Below are 17913 nucleotides of genomic sequence, written 5' to 3'. Positions count from 1 at the left end.
GCGCCGCCACTTCCACCACTGCAAGGAGGCATCATGAATCGTCGTAACTGGCTGGCATGGCTGGCCGTCTGCTCGATCGGCACGGTCACCGCGTCCGCGCAGGCCGCGGACCCGGAAACCGTCAAGATCGGCTTCGCCGGCCCGCTGACGGGCCCGGTCGCGCGCGTCGGCAAGGACCTGCAATACGGCGCGCAGCTCGCGCTCGACGAGGAGAACGCGAAACATCCGACCATCGGCGGCAAGCCCGTGCGCTTCGTGCTCGACGTGCAGGACGACCAGGCCGATCCGCGCATCGCGATCCAGGTCGGGCAGAAGCTCGTCGACGACGGCGTGGTCGGCGTGGTCGGCCACTACAACTCGGGCTGCAGCATCCCCGCGTCGGCCGTCTACAAGCAGGCGAACGTCGCGATGATCACGCCCGGCTCGACCAATCCGCAACTGACGATGCAGGGCTTCAAGAACGTGTTCCGCACGATGGGGCACGACGGCGTCGGCGGCGTGGTCGCCGGACGCTTCGCGGTCGAGCAGCTGAAGGCCAAGCGGATCGGCATCATCGACGACCGCACCGCATTCGGCCAGGGGCTCGCGGACGCATTCGAGAAAGGCGTGAAGGACGCGCACGGCACCATCGTCGGCCGCGAATACACGAACGACAAGGCGGTCGATTTCCGCGGCATCCTGACCACGATGAAGAGCAACAACATCGACCTGCTGTTCTTCGGCGGCCTCGACGAACAGGGCGCGATGCTCGTCAAGCAGATGCGCTCGCTCGGCATCCGCGCGCAGCTGTTCGGCGCCGGCGCGCTGAAAAGCAATGCGTTCCTGAAGATCGCCGGCAACGCGGGCGAAGGCACGCAGGATCTCGAGCCGGGGCCGGCGCTCGACAAGCTGCCGTCGGCGATCGCGTTCGCGCAGCGCTACAAGGCGCGCTTCAACCAGGACGTCGAGCTGTATGCGCCGTTTGCGTACGACGCGACGCTCGCGATGATCGCGGCGATCCGCAAGGCCGATTCGCTCGACCGCAGCAAGATCGTCGCGAGCCTGCCGGGCGTGTCGGTCACGGGCGTGACCGGGAAGATCTCGTTCGACGAGCGCGGCGACCTGATCAAGCCGCCCTACACGCTGTTCCGCGTCGAACAGGGGCAGTGGCACAGCATTCGCACGGTCGGCGGCGCGTCGAACTGATCGACGCCGGGCAGCACGCGGCAGGCGGCGTCATCGCGCCGTCTGCTGCCGCTGCACCTCCTGCGCCTTCATCTGCAGATACGCGCCGCGCTCGACTTCGTGCAGTTGCTGCGGATACTGCTCGGTCGCGTCGAACCAGCGCGCGAGGCGCTGGTCGAGCGGCTTGTCGAGCGTCGCGAGATACGTGTCGATCGCGAGGTAGTAGCGCATCGTGTTGCGCTCCAGCAAGCCGCGCACGCCGCCGATGTATTGCGGCTGCGCAGCCGATGCGCCGCTCGCGGCCGTGAACCCGACCTTGTCGCTGCCGACCGTCGCGAGGTAGGTCTTCATCGCCATGCGGCCGACCGTGCCGAAGCCGTACGAATACGTGAGGTGCAGGAACGTGCGCGACGCGCCGACCGGCACGGCCTCCAGCGCGATCCGGTAATCCTTCGTGCCCATCGGGCCGCTGTCGGCGGTCAGGTCGACCTGGAAGTAGTCGGGCGTCGCGGCGGCCACGCGGTAGCGGAACTGCACGCGGTAGGTGTCCGACAGCTTCTGCTCGATCTTGCGGCCGAGGTTCACGTCGAGCACCGGGCCGTTGCCGCCGGTCGACGCGTGACAGTACTTCGTGTTCAGGTGCAGGATCAGCACCGCGCACCAGTTCGCGGGGCCCTGCGCGGGATCGTTCAGCTTGCCGTTGACGACGGCGAACGGATAGTCGACGACCGCGTAGATATCGCCCTTCAGCGATGAAGATGCCTCGGACGATTCGAGGTACAGCGGGCGGTGGAACGGGTTGTTCTTCAGTTGCTCGCCGAGGCTGTGGTAACGGTCGAGCAGGGCCGCCGCGCCGTCGGCGCCGTCCGCGCCGAACGACAGCGCGCTCCAGCCGACGCATAGCGCCGCGACGAGCGCGTGCCAGGCGCGGCGGGCGTAGCGCGGGGCTTGCGGGTATGTGGATGTCTCCATTCTTGTGCTCCAGCGGGGGCGCGCAGGGATTGCGTGCCCGTTGCGTTACCGAATAAACCGTCTGACCGCCATCGCTGCCCTGTCGTTCCGTTCGTTTCGCATGCAAGCGTCCGTGCACCGGCTCGCTTGCTCCCGCTTGCTCCCCAAGCTCATTTGTCAGCCGAAAACGCACTCGACATCTGCCGCGCCCGCTTCACGTCGTCCCCGTGCAGATAAATCGACGTCGTCGAGATCGACGCATGCCTCAGGTTGTCGCGCACCGTCGTCAGCTCCGCGCCGCGCGCGAGCGCATGCGTGGCGTGCGTATGGCGCATCCAGTGCGGGCTGGCCTGCCGCAGCTTCTGCGCGAGCGCAGGATTGTCGTCATCGACGAGCGCGGCCGTCTGCGCGAAGAACCGCTGCATCACCTTCCACAGCCGCACGCTCGTGATCCCGGCCGCACCGTCTTCCGCGAGGCTCGGAATCAGCGGCGTATCCGGCCGCCAGCGCACCGGCGTCACCGGCAGCCGCCGCGCGACCAGATGCCGGTCGAGCGCCGTGCGCGCGAGCGGCGGCAGCGCGACACGCGCGGCCTTGCTGCCTTTGCCGATCACCTTCAGCCATGCATCGCCGTGCGCGTCCGTTTCGATGTCGCCGAGCGTCGCGCCGACCAGCTCGCTCGCACGCAGCCCGGTCGCATAGCCGAAATCGAGGATGAAGCGCAGCCGTTGCGCGGCGGCCGGCGTCCAGCCGGACTGCGGCGCGCGGGACGGTTTGTCCTTGCGAAACTCGAGCCCGTCCGCGATCGTGCGCACGAGCAGCCACTCGCCTTCGGTGAACGCATGCGACGTGTCGAGCGCATTCGCGCCGCGCGTGTCGCGCACCTTGACGCCCGCGAACGGATTCGCGAGCAGGTAACGCTGCTCGATCAGCCAGCGGAACAGCGCGCCGAGCACCGACAGCGTGTACGCGGCCGAGCGCGCGGACAGCCCGCCCGAAAACGGCCGCCAGTCCGGCGCGCCGCGCGGCCGCACCGGCCCGACCCAGCGCTCGTGCGGCGCCGGGTTGCGCAAGAACGCGCGATACGCGACCGCATCCTCGGTGGTCAGCGACGACAGCGCGCGCCCGCGCTCGACGATCGCCCACAGGATCAGCCGCTCGGCCTCCTTCCGGTACGCGCGGCGCGTCGCGGCCGATTCGTGCAGCGACAGCCACGCGTGCACGGCCGCGTAATCGTTGTCCGCGTCGAGCGTGCTGGTTGCGCGCGGCGCGCGGAACGTGCCGTTCGATCCGTCGACTTCGTGCGGCAGCTTCAGCTGCTCCCACGGCACGATGCCGCTGCGCGGCGTCGCCGCGATCAGCGCGCGCGCCCGCTCGGTCAGGTCGGGATGCGCGGAAAAGAACGCCTCGATATGCCGCGCGCTCGCGATGCCGAGCCCCGCGATCGCGCGCCACCACTGACGCCGTCTCGGAATTCGCACGGTCAGGTCGGCCAGCGTCGCGATCCCGTGCGCACGCAGCGCGACGACGGCGCGCGCCGGCAGCCACAAGCCGACGTCGTCGCTGATCTGCGGCACCGGCGCGCGCGCATGGCGCAGCACGCCGATCGCATCGGTCGCGGCCTTCGCCATCCGGATGCGCGCGCTGTCGGCATGACCGAGCTGCTCCGCGAGGTCGGGTCGCCCGGCCTGCCGCGCGACGCGCACGAGGCCGCGACGAATCCCGCCGATCACGCCGCGCGCCGACCGCCCGTCGCCGAGACGATCGGGCAGATAGCGCTCGACGGCCTGACGCACGGTCATGCCCGCATACCACGCACGCAGCGCGGCCAGTTCGTCGGCGTCGGGAAAGCCCGCTGGCGCAGGCGCGGATTCGGAGGAAGGCGGTGAGGCGAGGCGCGGTGTCATGGGCGCCAGTTTGACAGAACCGCGGGTGCGGCCGCGCACAAACAGTCGATACTGTCCTGAAAACCCCACAATTCGACGGCCGCCGATTCATTCGCGATTCAATAACGCGTCAGGAAGCCGCGGCCTGCGCCTCGAAATGGCTGTTTCATGTACGGCTGCGGTCCGCACGAAGCCAAAAGAACTGCAACGTCGATCCTAGCACGAACATCCCTAGCCACGCGGCGAGTGATCCGCGCACGATCGGGGAGTCGGGGCCATACGCGAGAGGATGACCGACCGGCAGTCGTGTCAGCGTCTCGTTGATCCCGGGGACCAACAGCAGAAAGAAACTGAACGTAAACGCGAACTGGGACAGGTACGGCCGCGCCGGCAACATGACCTTGATTCGCGGGACAAATAGTCCACCCAATGTCGCGAGCAGCGCCACGATGCCGAGCGCATGCCCGACATTGAAGCCGCCGGTGCTGGACAAGCCAAACGATGTGAATACGGATGCCACCATCCCCGCCACGTAAATCTTCGCGGACCGGGTTGTGCTGTCGATCCCGTGATATCGGACCAAGCTGTAGAGACCTGCGGCGACCGTCACCAGGCTGATGATGGTGTGAACCGCGCCCAAAGTAGAAACGGGATGAGGCATGGGACGACTCCTTCTGAAGGTGTGGCCCCGGATCGCGGTGACGCCGGCGACACGGGAGAACATGAGAGGACAATCAACACCCGCAAAGTTACGAGCGAGTGGGTCGGTTCGACCATTCGAAGCATGCGTCCGCGTCAAGTATCCAGCGAGTACCAGGCGACGTCGTTTTCGTCCACCACGCACTTCACGACGCGTCGGGCAATGAGATAGTTCATGCAGGCCATCGCTTCGCCGGTGGCAAGGCTCAGTTGGTGCGCATCCTGTTCCCCGATGGGGCGACCGAACAAAGCGACAAACGCATCGACGATCCGCTGCGGCCCGGCCGCCAATGATCCGCGCAGTCGATCGAGGGCACGGTCCTGTCCGGCCTTGAGCGAGTCCAGGCGTTCATGCAAACCGTAGAAGGGCTCGTTGTGAGAAGGCAGCACGAGCACGTCATCTGGCACGCCGCTCATCAGCTTGCCGAGCGACGCGTACCACTCCTGCAACGGATTGGCTTGCGGCTCGCTGGCGAACACCGACACGTTCGACGAGATCTTCGGGAGCACCTGATCGCCGGAGATCAGGAGCTTCAGATCCGGGCAGTACAGGCAGACATGCTCGGGCGAGTGGCCACCGGTCGTGATGATCCGCCAGTCGTTCCCGCCCAGCCGGACCTGCTGGCCGTCCTGCAGTCGCCGATAGCTTTCGGGCAGCGCGTGAATATGCTTGCCGAAGCTGCCGAAGCGGCTGCGATAGCCCTCAATGGCAGCCTCCGACCATCCGGCGCGCCGACAGAACTGCACGCCGTCGCGCGGGGCCTCGCGGTTCGTGTCGGCATGCAATACCCGGCAGGACAGGTATTCGAGGCGGCTCATGTGCAGAGGTACACCCGTGCGCCGCGTGAACCACCCTGCCAGGCCGATGTGATCCGGGTGCATGTGCGTGGCGTACACCCCCTGGAGCGGCCGCGACAGTGGCCCCTGCGCCGTCAGCGCCAACCAGTCTGCCACGGTGTCGGGGGAGTTCAGGCCGGTGTCCACCAGCGCCCACCCGTCGGTGGTGTCGATGGCCCATACGTTGATGTGATCGAGCTTGAACGGCATGGGCAGCCGGATCCAGCGCACACCGGCGGCAACCTCGACCGTGTGGCGCGGCAACGGAGCGGCGAATGGGTACAGAAGTGCCATGGTGTCGATCGAGTGAGTCAGATTCCCGTGAAGTCCATCCTACGGAGTAGGGCTTGAGCACCCACGTGGCAGGACTCGGGAATACAGGGGCAAGGAAACCGCACCGTCGTTGTTCGGTGCGCCCGGTGCGTACCCGACGGATCGTCATCGATCGTGCCGACGGCGGTGTCACGCATGGTGGCCGATGATAGGAAAAAAATCGTGCGCGCACCGGTCCGTGGAGCCAATTCACCGGTCCGCGCAGCATCCCGGATCAGCCGTGCGTCATCACCGGCCGCCCGCAGGCGATTGCGCGCGAGCGAGCACGGCTGCGTGGACGCTCGCCGCGTGCCGCACGCGCGGATCAACCATGACATCGGCTCGAAGCCAAACGCGTGAATCGGTCCCGCGTCACGGTGCACCCGTTCGTCCAACCTGGCGACGCGGCAGTCGCTAGAATGCGTGACGAATGCCCAGCATGGCCGCGGTCGTGCTCACGCCCGGCGCCACCGGCTGTCCGAATGTGATCGGCTGCGTCATCGTTCCCCGATTGTTCACATGCCCCACCTGGCCATAGACGAGCGTCGACTTCGACAAGCTGTACTCCGCGCCGACCGCGACTTCCGTCGACTTGTTGGTCGAGTTGTTGCGGTCTTTCAGGTAGTACACGCCACTGGTCACCTTGAAGGCAGGCGAGAACTGGTAGCCGAGGCCGGCCGAATACAGGTCGATGTTGATCAGGTCGGAATGCGCCGGATTCCTGCCGTTCGAATACGATGCGGAAACCGAGAATGCACGGTACGTGTATAGCGCGCCCACGTAGAGCAGGCGGTTATTGGCTAGCCCGGTGGCCACCGTCGTCGGGCCGGGGTTCGTGTCATGGCCAACGTAGTAGCCAGCCGCAAGACGAAGGCCATAGTTCGAATATTTCAGTACGGCGGACTCCCTCGTCCCGCCCTGAAAGCTGCCCGGTACACCACCGGGGGCATACTCGAGTGCCGCGGACAGGCCGGCAAACTTCGGAGATTCATAGACAATTGCATTGCTGTCGTACAACGCGCCGATTGGCGCGTTGGTGCTGGCGCCATGCCAGCCGGCAGCCTGGTTCATGCCGAGCCACCCTGTCAGGATACTGCCGAAATAGTGAGCTCCCCGTACGTCGGTCTCAGCCATTGCATAGGCAATCGGCACGATCTGTCGACCGAGGTTTACTGTGCCGAACGGTCCGGACACGCCTACGGTCGCGATCTGGTTGAACTGGGCCGCCGCGCCCGGCGTATCGGACAGGTTGAACCTGCCGCTGCCGCTGTCGAACTCGCCCTGCAGCTTGAAATTGACGTGATAGCCGCCACCGATGTCCTCCACCCCCTTGAGTCCCCATGCGCTCGCAAAGATACCGCCATCCTTGTAGCGATAGACCTTGCCGAGGTTCGGCGCCGTCGGGCTCAACGTTGCCGCCGACGTGCTCTGATACAACATCCCAGAATCGATGACGCCATACAGCGTCACTGAAGACTGTGCGTGCACTGCACCACCTGTTGCCGCCAAAACGGCTGCAGCGATCCATTTCAATTTCATTGCGTCTCCGGTTTTTTTGCTTTGAAGCGGCCTGTTGCGACCGCTGTACGTACTGGTTATGTCGGATGTTTAGACTCGACGCCCATTCAGCTCGTCGAGGGCTTGCTAGTCGCGCTGTGCTACTAGTTCGGTGTGGCACGGGAAGCAGCGTTCTCCCGCTACTCCCCGTGCAAATACAAGTACCCGATAAACCAGGCGGCGGCACCGATCGGGACTGCCGTTCCGGCCAGCGTGATCCGGCGCGTCAACCGGATGCGCTTCACGTCGTCGTCCACACAGATGCGGGGCGCGGCCAGCACTACGCGAAACTTGTTGGCAGCGGCCGCGACGAGGCCCAAACCGGCCTTGACGAGGACAAGTGTTGAAACCGGCCACATGCGCATCATCAGCAGCATCCCCGTGACCACGGTGATCGCGATCAGCGGCGCCTCCGCCAGCAGCCCGATCCATCCATGCATGGCCGCGACGGCGGGGTGCGCCCCGGGCGCTCGCGCTTGCACCTCGACAGCGGCCTCCGCCGCGAGAACGACAAGCCAGGCGGCGACGGCAACGCCATGCAGTTCCTGCAAATTCATGTTTCATCCTTCGAGGCGCGCATGCGGAAGCATGCTGTTGGTACATGCCACCGATTCACCCCGCTCCCTTGGACAAAACACTATTCCTGTACGCCGGCAGTCGCCGGTCATTTGCGATCGACATTCGGTCTTCCGGAAGGAATGCGTGCGAACGCGAGGAAATCCGGTCTCGAACAGCGGCCTTGACAGGCCGTGGTACGTGCAAAAGAATGAGATTTTTGTGATTGCGCGGACACCATGCCTGCCCCCCATTCGCCACGCGCGGCCAGCCCAAGACTCCGGACGTGCTCGCTGACGACGATTGGCGGGTACGCACTGGCGATCGCGAAAGCCCTGAAAAGCTACGGCGTGGACCCGGCGCAGCTGTTCCGCGCCTTTCATATCGACACGGCCATCGCGAACGATCCGATGTCGCGCCTGCCGGTCGATACTGTGACGCAGCTGTACAAGGCCTGCGTGGACGTCACGGGGGATCCGTACTTCGGGCTCACCGTGGCCCGCTTCATCCACATCTCGAATCTGCATGCGCTGGGCTTCGGGCTGGCTGCCAGCAGCACGTTGATGGACTTTCTGAAGCGGGTCGAACGGTACTTCAAGCTCGCGTCGCAGGTTGGAGAAGTGACCCTGGAGCAGCGCGACGATGAGGTCTTGATGCGCGTCGAGCATCTGACCACCGTGTGCGGGGAGACCGAGGATGCATTCCTGGGTTTTCTCGTGCTGTCGATGCGGATGCTTCACCAACAGGATTTCAATCCGCTGCACGTGGCCATGCATCATCCCGCGCCGCCGCAGGGCGACGATGCGTATGTCAGGCTGTTCCGCGCGCCCGTCACGTTCGACGCACCGCGCTCGGCGTTGACGCTGCCCATGAGCGCGCTCCTGCAACCGCTTGCCGGTGCATGCCCCGAACTCGCCCTTCACAACGATAGTCTCGCGCTGGAGTATCTCGCTCGCCTGGACAAGGGTGACGTCGTTGCCGCGACGCGTCGGAAGATCATCGAATTCCTGCCCACGGGCGAATGCACGCGCGAACGCGTGGCCCATGCCATGCTCACGAGCGAGAGCACGCTGCAGGCTCGCCTCGCTCGGCACGATACGAGCTTCCAGTCGCTGCTCGACGAAACGCGCAAGGATCTGGCCTGTCAGTACGTGTTGCAGCCGGCGCGATCGATTACCGAAATCACCTTTCTGCTCGGCTTCACCGACAGCAGTAATTTCACGCGCGCCTTCAAGCGTTGGACCGGACACTCGCCGTCGGACTTCCGGGGCGACAAGACGGCCTCGCGATCAACGCAAGACAATCTGCATCAGCTGCAGAGCACGTCCTGACGCCCTGATTCGTAAACGTTTGCCGGAAGTGACGTGACTGCCCGGAATGGCGCGTGTGGTCGAAATCATCCATTGACGGGAATGTCAGGCGAACACACTCGTCGTGGCGCCGCAGGGATTGCGCGCAACGAGCTTCCGTTTGGGGAGCATGACGTCAGCTGGAACGACGCCCACCGTCGCGAGGTCAGCGCGGTGCAGGCAAGAGGCACTCGCCGTGAAGGTGTGCCTTTACATCGGGTTCGCGGCACGGCCAGGCAACCTCAGTGACATAGCAATCGCACCGGTCGCGAACAGACGCGAGCAAGTAGTCGGGAGAAGCATGGAATTCCGGCCGGGTGCCCTTGGCGGATCGACTCCAACACTGGAACCCGCCAGCGCTTTCACGCTCGTGCCTGCTTCCCCCGATGTGCGAGCTTGTTACGAACCGTCGAACGGCTTTTGCACAGTGAGCTTGTTGGTCACGGAGGTGACCCCTGGCACCCCCTTCGCGATCTGGGCAACCTCATTGACCTGCGCAGTATCCGTGACCGTGCCGCTCAGCGTCACCGCGCCGCCTCTGGCTACGACGCTGATATTGCCGGCGCTAATCTTCTTGTACTTGCCGATGGCGGCATACACCTTTCGACGCAGCGCGCGATTGGCCTTCCTCGTGCTGACAGGAGCGGCCACGCTTTCGGCAGTGGAAGCGGAAGCGGCCGGCATGCCTACAGGCGCACTGGCGGCCTGGCCCGGCTGCGACCATGCGTGGCCGGACGCGGCCAGAATCAATGCGACAATCGCCAACGCGCGTACGTGAATACTTTTCATCGACTACTCCGTTTTTGTGAAGGACGGGATCAGGACGCCATCACCTTGCGTTGACTCACGCTTGCACCGACGTCTTTCAACGCCAGCGTGACGGCCTCGTCGACCATGTCGTATACGCCGCGCTCCAGCAAGCGGCCGAACGGCGTCATGCCGACACCGGCAACATAGATATCGTTCATGTAATTCCCGAAAGAGGAATGAGAAATTCGGTATGAAGAAACCGGGATGCCTTAACGGCCCTGGAATCGCGGTGCGCGCTTTTCGGCGAATGCCTGCAAGCCCTCCTGCAGGTCGAAGCTGCGCAGATGGCGACGCAACATGACTTGCTCGTGCAGCAACGCGTCGTCACGGCGCTTGTCGGCGGAGGTGCGCGCGACTTCCTTCATGCGCCGCAACACGATGGGGCTCTTTGCGGCAATCTGGCCGGCCAGCTTCATCGCCGCGTCGGACAAGTCGGCGTCGGCGCAGAAGCGCGGGACCTGCGCCAGTCAGCACCACGACGCGAATGCCGTCGTCATCGGCGATCTGTGCCAGCCTGCGGTCCAGTTCGGTCAGCAGCGCGATATTCATCGCGTTCATCGCCTTGGGACGATTCAGCGTCAAGCGCGCGACCGCGCCAGTTGCTTCATACAGCAATGCGTCTTCGGTCATGACGTCTCCGGATTGTCTTGGAATGTCGTCGTGGCGGAGAGGGACGGACCTGCCCGCAATAGGAAGTGATCATAGGCAGGGGGAAATGACCGCGCGGCTCTTTGGAGCGAAAAGTGCATTCCGCAGAGCGATCGGCCGCGATCGTTGATGACACGCGCCGATCAGCGGTGACCATGGAAGGAAGGATCGACGCGCCGGCACGGCCGGCTGGCGGCCGCCACGAGCGTGCGTTGGACGGGTCAGCGGCGGTGTAGAATCGGCGGCACCACCGTCTATCGACATCACCGCGCCGTGAAACCCGACCGCCAGCCCGCCCTCGTCGCAACACAGGAAGCGACGACCATAGCGGGGTACTGCACGGCAATCGCCAAGACCCTGCAAGCCAGCGGAATGGACAGCGAGCGCATTTTTTGCTCCGTCGGCGTGCAACCCGACATGGTGAACGGCCCGATGGTCCGACTGCCCGTGTCCACCTTGACCCGGCTATACCGTGCGTGCGTCGAGGCCACCCACGATCCGTATTTCGGCCTGTCGGTCGCGCGGCACATCCACATCTCCAATCTGCATGCGCTCGGCTATGCGCTCGCCGCCAGCAGCACGCTGCTCGACTTCTGTCGCCGGCTGGAACAGTACTTCCGGCTGGTGTCGCAGGCGGCCACTATTCGTATCGTCGAAGACGTCGACACGATCGCCGTGTGCGCCACCGATTTCAGGATCGAGGTCTGCGGCGAAACTGAAGATGCATTCATCGGGTTCCTGGTGCAATCGATGCGCATGTTGTACAAGCCGGGGTTCAATCCGCTGTCCGTGGCATTCCATCGTGCGATGCCGCGCGAAGGCGACGAGCCATACCGCGCGTTGATGCGGGCACCGGTCAGTTTTTCGAATCCGGCCACGACGCTGACTTTCGACCGGCACGAATTGATGCAGCCGCTCGGCGGCGCCTGCCCGGAACTGGCACAAGTCAACGACAACATCGCGAATCAATATCTCGCACGGCTGGACAAGAGCGACGTGGTGACCGGCGTCACGCAGAAGATCATCGAATTGCTGCCCTCCGGCGACTGCAGCAGGGAGAAGGTTGCCGAAGCGTTATGCATGAGCCCGGCTACCTTGCAGGTGCGGCTGGCACAACGCGGCACCCATTTCCTGCAGATCATGGACGACACGCGCAGAGACCTCGCGCGCAATTACATCCAGCAGCGGACAAGCTCCGTCACCGAAATCGCGTTCTTGCTCGGATTCACCAGCACCAGCAATTTCGCCCGCGCATTCAAGCGATGGACCGGTATGTCACCTACGCAATTCCGGGACTAACTCTGGTTCAGGGTCACTTATGCCGCGCGCCGGAAACGGGCCGGCGTCAATCCAAATTCCGAACGGAAGCACGTAGTCAGATAACTCTGGTTCCGGAACCCGCATTCAAACGCAACGCCATCGATAGGCAAATTGGTGGCCAGTAATTCGCGCGCCCGTTCCAAGCGCCGCTGGCGGACATAGCGGCTGGGCGACAGCCCCATCGCTTCGAAGACTCGACATCCTTGTACTCAAGCTGGGGCGGCTGGACGACGGCATCATGGAATTTGGCCCGGCCTGAACACCGCCCAGACCGTGCCCCTCAATCGGCCGCGGCGCCCCGCCCGGGCCGCGCCGATGTTGTGCTGCCAACCCACCTTGCGCATCGCCACCATCAGCGCGCTATATAACAGCACCTGATCGTTGACGGTGGAAAGCTCGCGGGCACGGACGAGCAATCGTACTGGCTGACGTGACGCAGGGCGCGCCGCGCGGTCAGCCGGCGCTGGCCGTCGCGAGCTTGCCGACGGTGATGACGGCCTGCTCGATCTCCGGCGACCACGGGCTGCTGTAGTTCAGCCGGATGAAGTTCCGGTAGTTGTCCGTGATCGAGAACATGTAGCCGGGCCCGATCGTGATCCCCTGCTCCAGCGCGAGCTGGTACAGCCGCATCGCATCGACCTGCGCCGGCAACTCGACCCACAGCACGTAGCCACCCGCCGGGCTCGAGATGCGCGTGCCTTCCGGAAAGAACCGCGACACCATCGCGCGCATCAGGTTCGCCTGCTGCGCATACGCCTTGCGCAGGCGCCGCAAGTGATGCTCGTAGCCGTCGCGTTCGAGAAACTCGGCGATCGCCAGCTGCGGCAGCGACGGCGTCGCGAGCGTGTTCAGGAACTTCAGCTTCTCGACCTGATCGCGATAACGGCCCGGCAGCGCCCAGCCGATCCGGTACGCGGCCGTCAGGCTCTTCGAGAACGACGCGCAGTGCAGCACGATCCCGTTGCGGTCATAGGACTTCAGCGTGCTCGGATGCGACTCGCCGAAATACAGTTCGTTATACACACCGTTTTCGATGATCGGCATGTCGACCCGCGTCGCGAATTCGACCAGTTCGCGCTTGCGCTCGTTCGGCATCTGGAAGCCGAGCGGGTTCTGGAAGTTCGGCATCACCATGCACGCGGCGATCGGCTGCGACTTCGCGATCGCGGCCAGCGCCGCGATATCGATCCCGTATTCCGGATGCGTAGCCACCTCGATCGCCTTCATCCCCATCCGCTCGATCGCGTGCAGCATCGCGTAGAACGTCGGCGATTCCACCGCGATCGTATCGCCGGGCTTCGCGACCGCCTGCAGGCACAAGTTGATCGCCTCCGTCGCGCCGACCGTCACGATGATCTCGTTCGGGTCCACCGCCATCCCGTTTTCCAGGTAGCGCCGCGCGATCTGCCGGATTAGCTGCGGATGGCCGGGCGGCAGTCCGTCCGTCACGCCCCACTGCGACTTGTCGCGGCCGGCGGCGTACGCATAGCGGTTCAGCTTCTCGAACGGGAAAAGGCTCGGGTCCGGATACGGCGAGCCGAGCGGCACCGCGTCGTCGGTACCGATCGAGCGCAGCGTCGACAGCACGAGCCGGCTCATGTCCACCGACGACGAGATCGCGATCGGCTTCGACGGCCGCAGTTCGCGCACCGGTGCATGGCCATCGTCGCGCCGCAGGTTAACGAAATAGCCGGACTGCGGGCGACTCTCCAGCAGCCCGCGGCTTTCCAGCAGCAGATACGCGTGCAGCACGGTTGTGATGCTGATCCGGTGCTGCTGGCTCGCCTGCCGCACCGACGGCACACGATCGCCGTGTCGATACACGCCCTGACGGACCAAGCGTTCTATATCGTCCGCAAGTTTTTCGTAGAGTTTCATGCCCGCTCCCCACCAACCGGCGCGGCGGCTCTTTGCGAGAACCTGCCGTGTCGGACGAGTGTATTCAACAGCCGGCTAGAATGGCATCAGCCGCATTCCCCGATTGGCATCTCAGAAATCTGGCCCGAAGCACGATTGACTCTGGCGACTCTGTTATCCAGACAAGAAATTGCGCACGCGTCATGCAGCGCAGGATTCGGTCACAACCGGCGGCATCGGACTCGTCACAGCCATGAAAGGGCGTCGCCCCTGAGGCGGGTAAACGCACCATGAGCCATCGTCATGACGGAAAAATACGATCGAGAACGTGCCGGATGCATACTCTGCCTCGATGCAGACACCACGCCATGATTTATGGATGCTGCAATCAAGACGTGTCAAACGAGTAAGCCGCATACTTTCGCAACCGAACCACTTGTCGACCAGCCTGCTTAGCGACCTTTCCCGGCTATTCACCTCTTGCTCCAGAATCGCGTTTACGTGAACCACAAATGACATCGGATAACACTGGCAAGCCGTTTCGGCAAGCGAGTCATGAATTCGACTGCAACTCGCTGGAGAGCTCCGGCACAAGCGTAAACAGGTCGCCGACGAGGCCATAGTCGGCCACGCTGAAGATCGGTGCTTCCGGATCCTTGTTGATCGCGACGATCACCTTCGAATCCTTCATGCCGGCCAGATGCTGGATCGCACCCGAGATGCCGACCGCGATGTACAGCTGCGGTGCGACGATCTTGCCGGTCTGGCCGACCTGATAGTCGTTCGGCACGTAGCCGGCGTCGACTGCCGCGCGCGATGCGCCGAGTGCGGCGCTCAGCTTGTCGGCCAACGGCTCAAGAACCTTCGTATAGTTCTCGCCGCTGCCCAGGCCGCGGCCACCCGACACGATGATGCTCGCCGACGTCAGTTCCGGACGGTCCAGCTTCGTCACTTCACGGCTCACGAACTGCGACTTGCCTGCGTCTGCCGCGGCTTCGATCTTCTCGATCGCTGCGCTGCCGCCTTCGGCTGCCACCGGATCGAAACCCGTCGCACGCACCGTGATGACCTTGATCGGGTCGCTCGACTGCACCGTCGCGATCGCGTTGCCCGCGTAGATCGGGCGCTCGAACGTGTCGGCACTGTCGACCGCCGTGATGTCCGAAATCTGCGCGACGTCCAGCTTCGCGGCGATACGCGGTGCGATGTTCTTGCCGTAGGCGGTAGCCGGAGCCAGGATGTGCGAGTAGTCCTTCGCGATGTTCAGCGCGGTCGCTTCGACGTTTTCCGCGAGGCCCGCTTCGAGTTGCGGCGCATCGGCCAGCAACACCTTCGACACACCTGCGATCTTCGCTGCTGCATCGGCCGCCGCTTGCGCGTTGTGGCCCGCGACCAGCACGTGGATGTCGCCACCGATCTTCGCTGCCGCTGCCACCGTGTTCAGCGTCGCGGCCTTGATCGACGCGTTGCCGTGTTCTGCAATCACCAGAATCGTCATTTCTTTCCGCTCCCTCTTACAGCACCTTGGCTTCGGTCTTCAGCTTCTCGACCAGCGTCTTCACGTCCGGCACCTTCACGCCGGCCGCGCGCTTCGGCGGCTCGGCCACCTTCAGCGTCTTCAGACGCGGCGCGACGTCCACGCCGAGGTCTTCCGGCTTCACCGTTTCCAGCGGCTTCTTCTTCGCCTTCATGATGTTCGGCAGCGTCACGTAGCGCGGCTCGTTCAGGCGCAGGTCCGTGGTAACAACTGCAGGCAGCGACAGCGACAGCGTTTCCGCGCCGCCGTCGACTTCGCGCGCGACCGTCGCACGGCCGTCGGCGATCGTCACCTTCGACGCGAACGTCGCCTGCGGCAGACCTGCCAGCGCGGCCAGCATCTGGCCCGTCTGGTTCGAATCGTCATCGATCGCCTGCTTGCCGAGGATCACCAGCTGCGGCTGTTCCTTGTCGACCAGCGCCTTCAGGATCTTCGCGACGGCCAGCGGCTCGACGCTGTCGTTCGACTCGACGAGGATCGCGCGATCCGCGCCGATCGCCAGCGCCGTGCGCAGCGTTTCCTGCGCTTGCGTCACGCCGACCGACACCGCGATCACTTCGGTCGCGACACCCGCTTCCTTCAGGCGCACCGCTTCTTCCACCGCGATTTCGTCGAACGGGTTCATCGACATCTTCACGCTTGCGACATCGACACCGGATTGATCGGACTTCACGCCGACCTTCACGTTCGCGTCGACCACTCTCTTTACAGCAACAAGAATCTTCAAGGCATTCTCCTGAATCTCAATATCGCCCCACTCACTCAAAGCATACGCATCGATGTGCCTAGCTGACCTTGCGCTGCATGTTTTGCCAGTACCTGTCCTTGACCACGCGTCGCAGAACCTTGCCGACCACCGAGGTCGGCAATTGTTCGACAAATACGATCGACTTCGGCGCCTTGTAGCTCCCGAGTTTTTCCTTGGCGTGTGCGATAAGTTCAGCGGCCTCGACCAAAGCACCAGGACGCAGCACCACTTCCGCGTGCACGGCCTCACCCCACTCCTGATGCGGTATGCCGACTACGGCACACATCATGACGGCCGGATGGGAAGCCAGCGCCGCTTCAACTTCGACCGCATAGACGTTGAAGCCGCCGCTGATGATCATGTCCTTCAACCGGTCGACGATGTACAGATAGCCTTCCTCGTCGATGTAGCCGAGGTCGCCCGATTTCCATGCCCCGTCAGAGAACTCGGCGGCCGTCGTTTCAGGATTGTTGTAGTACCCCTTGATAACAGCTCGGCTCCGGATGCGGATTTCGCCGCATTGGCCGGTTGGCTGTGGGTTGCCCTGCTCATCGGTGATATAAACCTCGACGCCCGGCGTTGTGCGGCCAGCCGAAGACAGGCGCTTGGTGCCGCTGCCCGTTGTATGCGCGGTCTCGTGCTCGGCCTTGTCGAGCGTCGACACGAACATGGGGACTTCCGTGGCGGCGTAGGCTTGCGCGAAGATGGGGCCGAAGCACGTGATCAGGTCATCGAGCTTGGCGGGACTCATCGGCGCCGCGGCGTAGATCAGGGTGTTCAGCGAAGAGAGATTGCGTGGGTTCGTGCGCTGCAACTCGAGCAGACGGTACAGCACGGTCGGCACCAGGAACGAATGGGTCACGCCCTGCTGCTCGGCCGTTTCCCGCCATTGCTCGAGATCGAGCTGATTGAGCGTGATGTTGGCGCCACCGGCATAGAAAGTCAGTATGAAAGCGACCACGGCGCCATGCGAGAGCGGCGCCACGTGCAACATACGTGTGCGATCGTTGAAGCCGAAATCCGGGTTGCGGAAGCCGCCATCGCAGCAAGCCATCAGATTGTCGATCGAGTACATCGCGCATTTGCCCTGCCCGGTCGTGCCGCCGGTGAAGCGCAACATGCAGATGTGCTCATCGTCGTCCAGCTCCACGTCGGCGTCGAGTTCGGACGCAGCGTCAACCAGATGCCAGAACGCGCGTACGCCGGGGCGCGAGGCCTGCTCCGGTGTCGGGTTGTCCATGACGACGATCTCGCAACCGGCTGCACGCAGCATGTCGTAGTAGCCGTCGAGCATGCGCGTTTCAATGAACACGACCTTCGGCTTGACCAGTTCGATCTGGCGCGCATGCTCTTCCGGCGCATCGCGCAGGTTGGTCATGACCACCGTGCCTTCCTGCTTGAGGACGGTCGGCAGCATCATCAGGCTCAGGTTGTCGTTTTCCAGGATGAGCAGGAACTTGTCACCCTTGCCGACCCCGAGCGCGTTGCGCAGCGCATCGGCGATACGGTTGGTCAACAGGTGGTATTCGTGATAGCTGTAGCTACGGCCACGCTCCACATTGACGATTGCTTGCCGGTCGCGAAAGCGCAGCGTCATCAGGCACATGATGCGGCAAAAGTTCATCTTCATGGATTTGTCTCCTCTGTTCTTTTGCCCTCCCTCTTCTTCATAGGAAGGGCGGC

The 17913-nt window shown here is 63.9% G+C and carries 17 protein-coding genes and 1 pseudogene; 3 read left to right on the top strand and 15 right to left on the bottom strand.

The features are described from left to right. The first annotated feature begins 33 nt into the window (after window positions 1–33). Complete coding sequence (locus U5A56_RS14540) at window positions 34–1185, top strand: branched-chain amino acid ABC transporter substrate-binding protein (RefSeq protein WP_321803519.1); 1152 nt, start codon at window positions 34–36, stop codon at window positions 1183–1185. Between the two features lie 30 nt (window positions 1186–1215). On the opposite strand, the gene U5A56_RS14535 is transcribed toward U5A56_RS14540, so the two are convergent. The 6 genes from U5A56_RS14535 to U5A56_RS14510 form a co-directional block, all read right to left on the bottom strand. Continuing rightward, window positions 1216–2136 carry a hypothetical protein gene (locus U5A56_RS14535; RefSeq protein WP_321923009.1) on the bottom strand — a complete coding sequence of 307 codons (921 nt, stop codon included), beginning with the start codon at window positions 2134–2136 and terminating at the stop codon, window positions 1216–1218. Window positions 2137–2285: 149 nt separating this feature from the next. Further along, on the bottom strand, window positions 2286–4022 hold the full coding sequence (locus U5A56_RS14530) for a site-specific integrase (protein ID WP_321923007.1): 1737 nt from the start codon (window positions 4020–4022) through the stop codon (window positions 2286–2288). A gap of 145 nt (window positions 4023–4167) precedes the next feature. Beyond that, window positions 4168–4662 (bottom strand): hypothetical protein, encoded by a 495-nt coding sequence (locus U5A56_RS14525; protein ID WP_321923006.1) that lies wholly within the window; start codon window positions 4660–4662, stop codon window positions 4168–4170. 134 nt (window positions 4663–4796) lie between these two features. After that, window positions 4797–5831 carry an MBL fold metallo-hydrolase gene (locus tag U5A56_RS14520; protein ID WP_321923005.1) on the bottom strand — a complete coding sequence of 345 codons (1035 nt, stop codon included), beginning with the start codon at window positions 5829–5831 and terminating at the stop codon, window positions 4797–4799. A gap of 432 nt (window positions 5832–6263) precedes the next feature. Beyond that, the gene (locus U5A56_RS14515; protein ID WP_321923004.1) at window positions 6264–7388 is read right to left on the bottom strand and encodes a porin; all 1125 of its coding nucleotides are present in this window, start codon (window positions 7386–7388) and stop codon (window positions 6264–6266) included. 158 nt (window positions 7389–7546) lie between these two features. Continuing rightward, entirely contained in the window at window positions 7547–7963 is a 417-nt protein-coding gene (locus tag U5A56_RS14510; RefSeq protein ID WP_321923003.1) for a hypothetical protein, read from the bottom strand. A gap of 237 nt (window positions 7964–8200) precedes the next feature. Here U5A56_RS14510 and U5A56_RS14505 point away from each other — a divergent pair, with 237 nt between their 5' ends. Then, a complete protein-coding gene (locus U5A56_RS14505) occupies window positions 8201–9292 on the top strand; it encodes an AraC family transcriptional regulator (RefSeq protein ID WP_321923002.1) in 1092 nt (363 codons plus the stop codon). Between the two features lie 417 nt (window positions 9293–9709). Here the strand turns inward: U5A56_RS14505 and U5A56_RS14500 are convergent, their stop codons facing one another. Genes U5A56_RS14500 through U5A56_RS14485 form a run of 4 tightly spaced genes read right to left on the bottom strand, consistent with a single transcriptional unit; the run spans window position 9710 to window position 10750 of the window. Further along, complete coding sequence (locus U5A56_RS14500) at window positions 9710–10099, bottom strand: BON domain-containing protein (protein WP_321923001.1); 390 nt, start codon at window positions 10097–10099, stop codon at window positions 9710–9712. A 29-nt stretch (window positions 10100–10128) separates the two neighbouring features. Continuing rightward, entirely contained in the window at window positions 10129–10278 is a 150-nt protein-coding gene (locus U5A56_RS14495) for a hypothetical protein (protein WP_321923000.1), read from the bottom strand. 51 nt (window positions 10279–10329) lie between these two features. Further along, entirely contained in the window at window positions 10330–10536 is a 207-nt protein-coding gene (locus U5A56_RS14490; RefSeq protein WP_321922998.1) for an enoyl-CoA hydratase-related protein, read from the bottom strand. Then, a complete protein-coding gene (locus U5A56_RS14485) occupies window positions 10445–10750 on the bottom strand; it encodes an enoyl-CoA hydratase-related protein (protein ID WP_321922997.1) in 306 nt (101 codons plus the stop codon). Before U5A56_RS14485 ends, U5A56_RS14490 begins: the two co-directional genes overlap by 92 nt. Window positions 10751–11041: 291 nt before the next feature. On the opposite strand from U5A56_RS14485, the gene U5A56_RS14480 reads away from it, so the two are divergent. Next, window positions 11042–12067: an AraC family transcriptional regulator gene (locus tag U5A56_RS14480; RefSeq protein WP_321922996.1), complete on the top strand. Its 1026-nt coding sequence runs from the start codon at window positions 11042–11044 to the stop codon at window positions 12065–12067. A gap of 17 nt (window positions 12068–12084) precedes the next feature. On the opposite strand, the pseudogene U5A56_RS37170 reads toward U5A56_RS14480, so the two are convergent. From U5A56_RS37170 to U5A56_RS14460, 5 genes and pseudogenes are all read right to left on the bottom strand, one after another. Then, window positions 12085–12273, bottom strand: a pseudogene (locus U5A56_RS37170) (helix-turn-helix domain-containing protein); the annotation flags it as partial. 268 nt (window positions 12274–12541) lie between these two features. After that, the gene (locus U5A56_RS14475) at window positions 12542–13966 is read right to left on the bottom strand and encodes a PLP-dependent aminotransferase family protein (RefSeq protein ID WP_321922994.1); all 1425 of its coding nucleotides are present in this window, start codon (window positions 13964–13966) and stop codon (window positions 12542–12544) included. 532 nt (window positions 13967–14498) lie between these two features. Beyond that, the gene (locus U5A56_RS14470) at window positions 14499–15443 is read right to left on the bottom strand and encodes an electron transfer flavoprotein subunit alpha/FixB family protein (protein ID WP_321922992.1); all 945 of its coding nucleotides are present in this window, start codon (window positions 15441–15443) and stop codon (window positions 14499–14501) included. Between the two features lie 16 nt (window positions 15444–15459). Continuing rightward, window positions 15460–16209 (bottom strand): electron transfer flavoprotein subunit beta/FixA family protein, encoded by a 750-nt coding sequence (locus U5A56_RS14465; RefSeq protein ID WP_321922990.1) that lies wholly within the window; start codon window positions 16207–16209, stop codon window positions 15460–15462. Between the two features lie 58 nt (window positions 16210–16267). Continuing rightward, window positions 16268–17860 (bottom strand): class I adenylate-forming enzyme family protein, encoded by a 1593-nt coding sequence (locus tag U5A56_RS14460; RefSeq protein ID WP_321922988.1) that lies wholly within the window; start codon window positions 17858–17860, stop codon window positions 16268–16270. Window positions 17861–17913 lie beyond the last annotated feature (53 nt).

It is taken from the genome of Burkholderia sp. BCC1998 (assembly GCF_905339875.1).
Taxonomy (GTDB): Bacteria; Pseudomonadota; Gammaproteobacteria; order Burkholderiales; family Burkholderiaceae; genus Burkholderia.
Note: the sequence above shows the minus strand (reverse complement) of the source record. Positions and strands in the feature narration are given on the sequence as shown.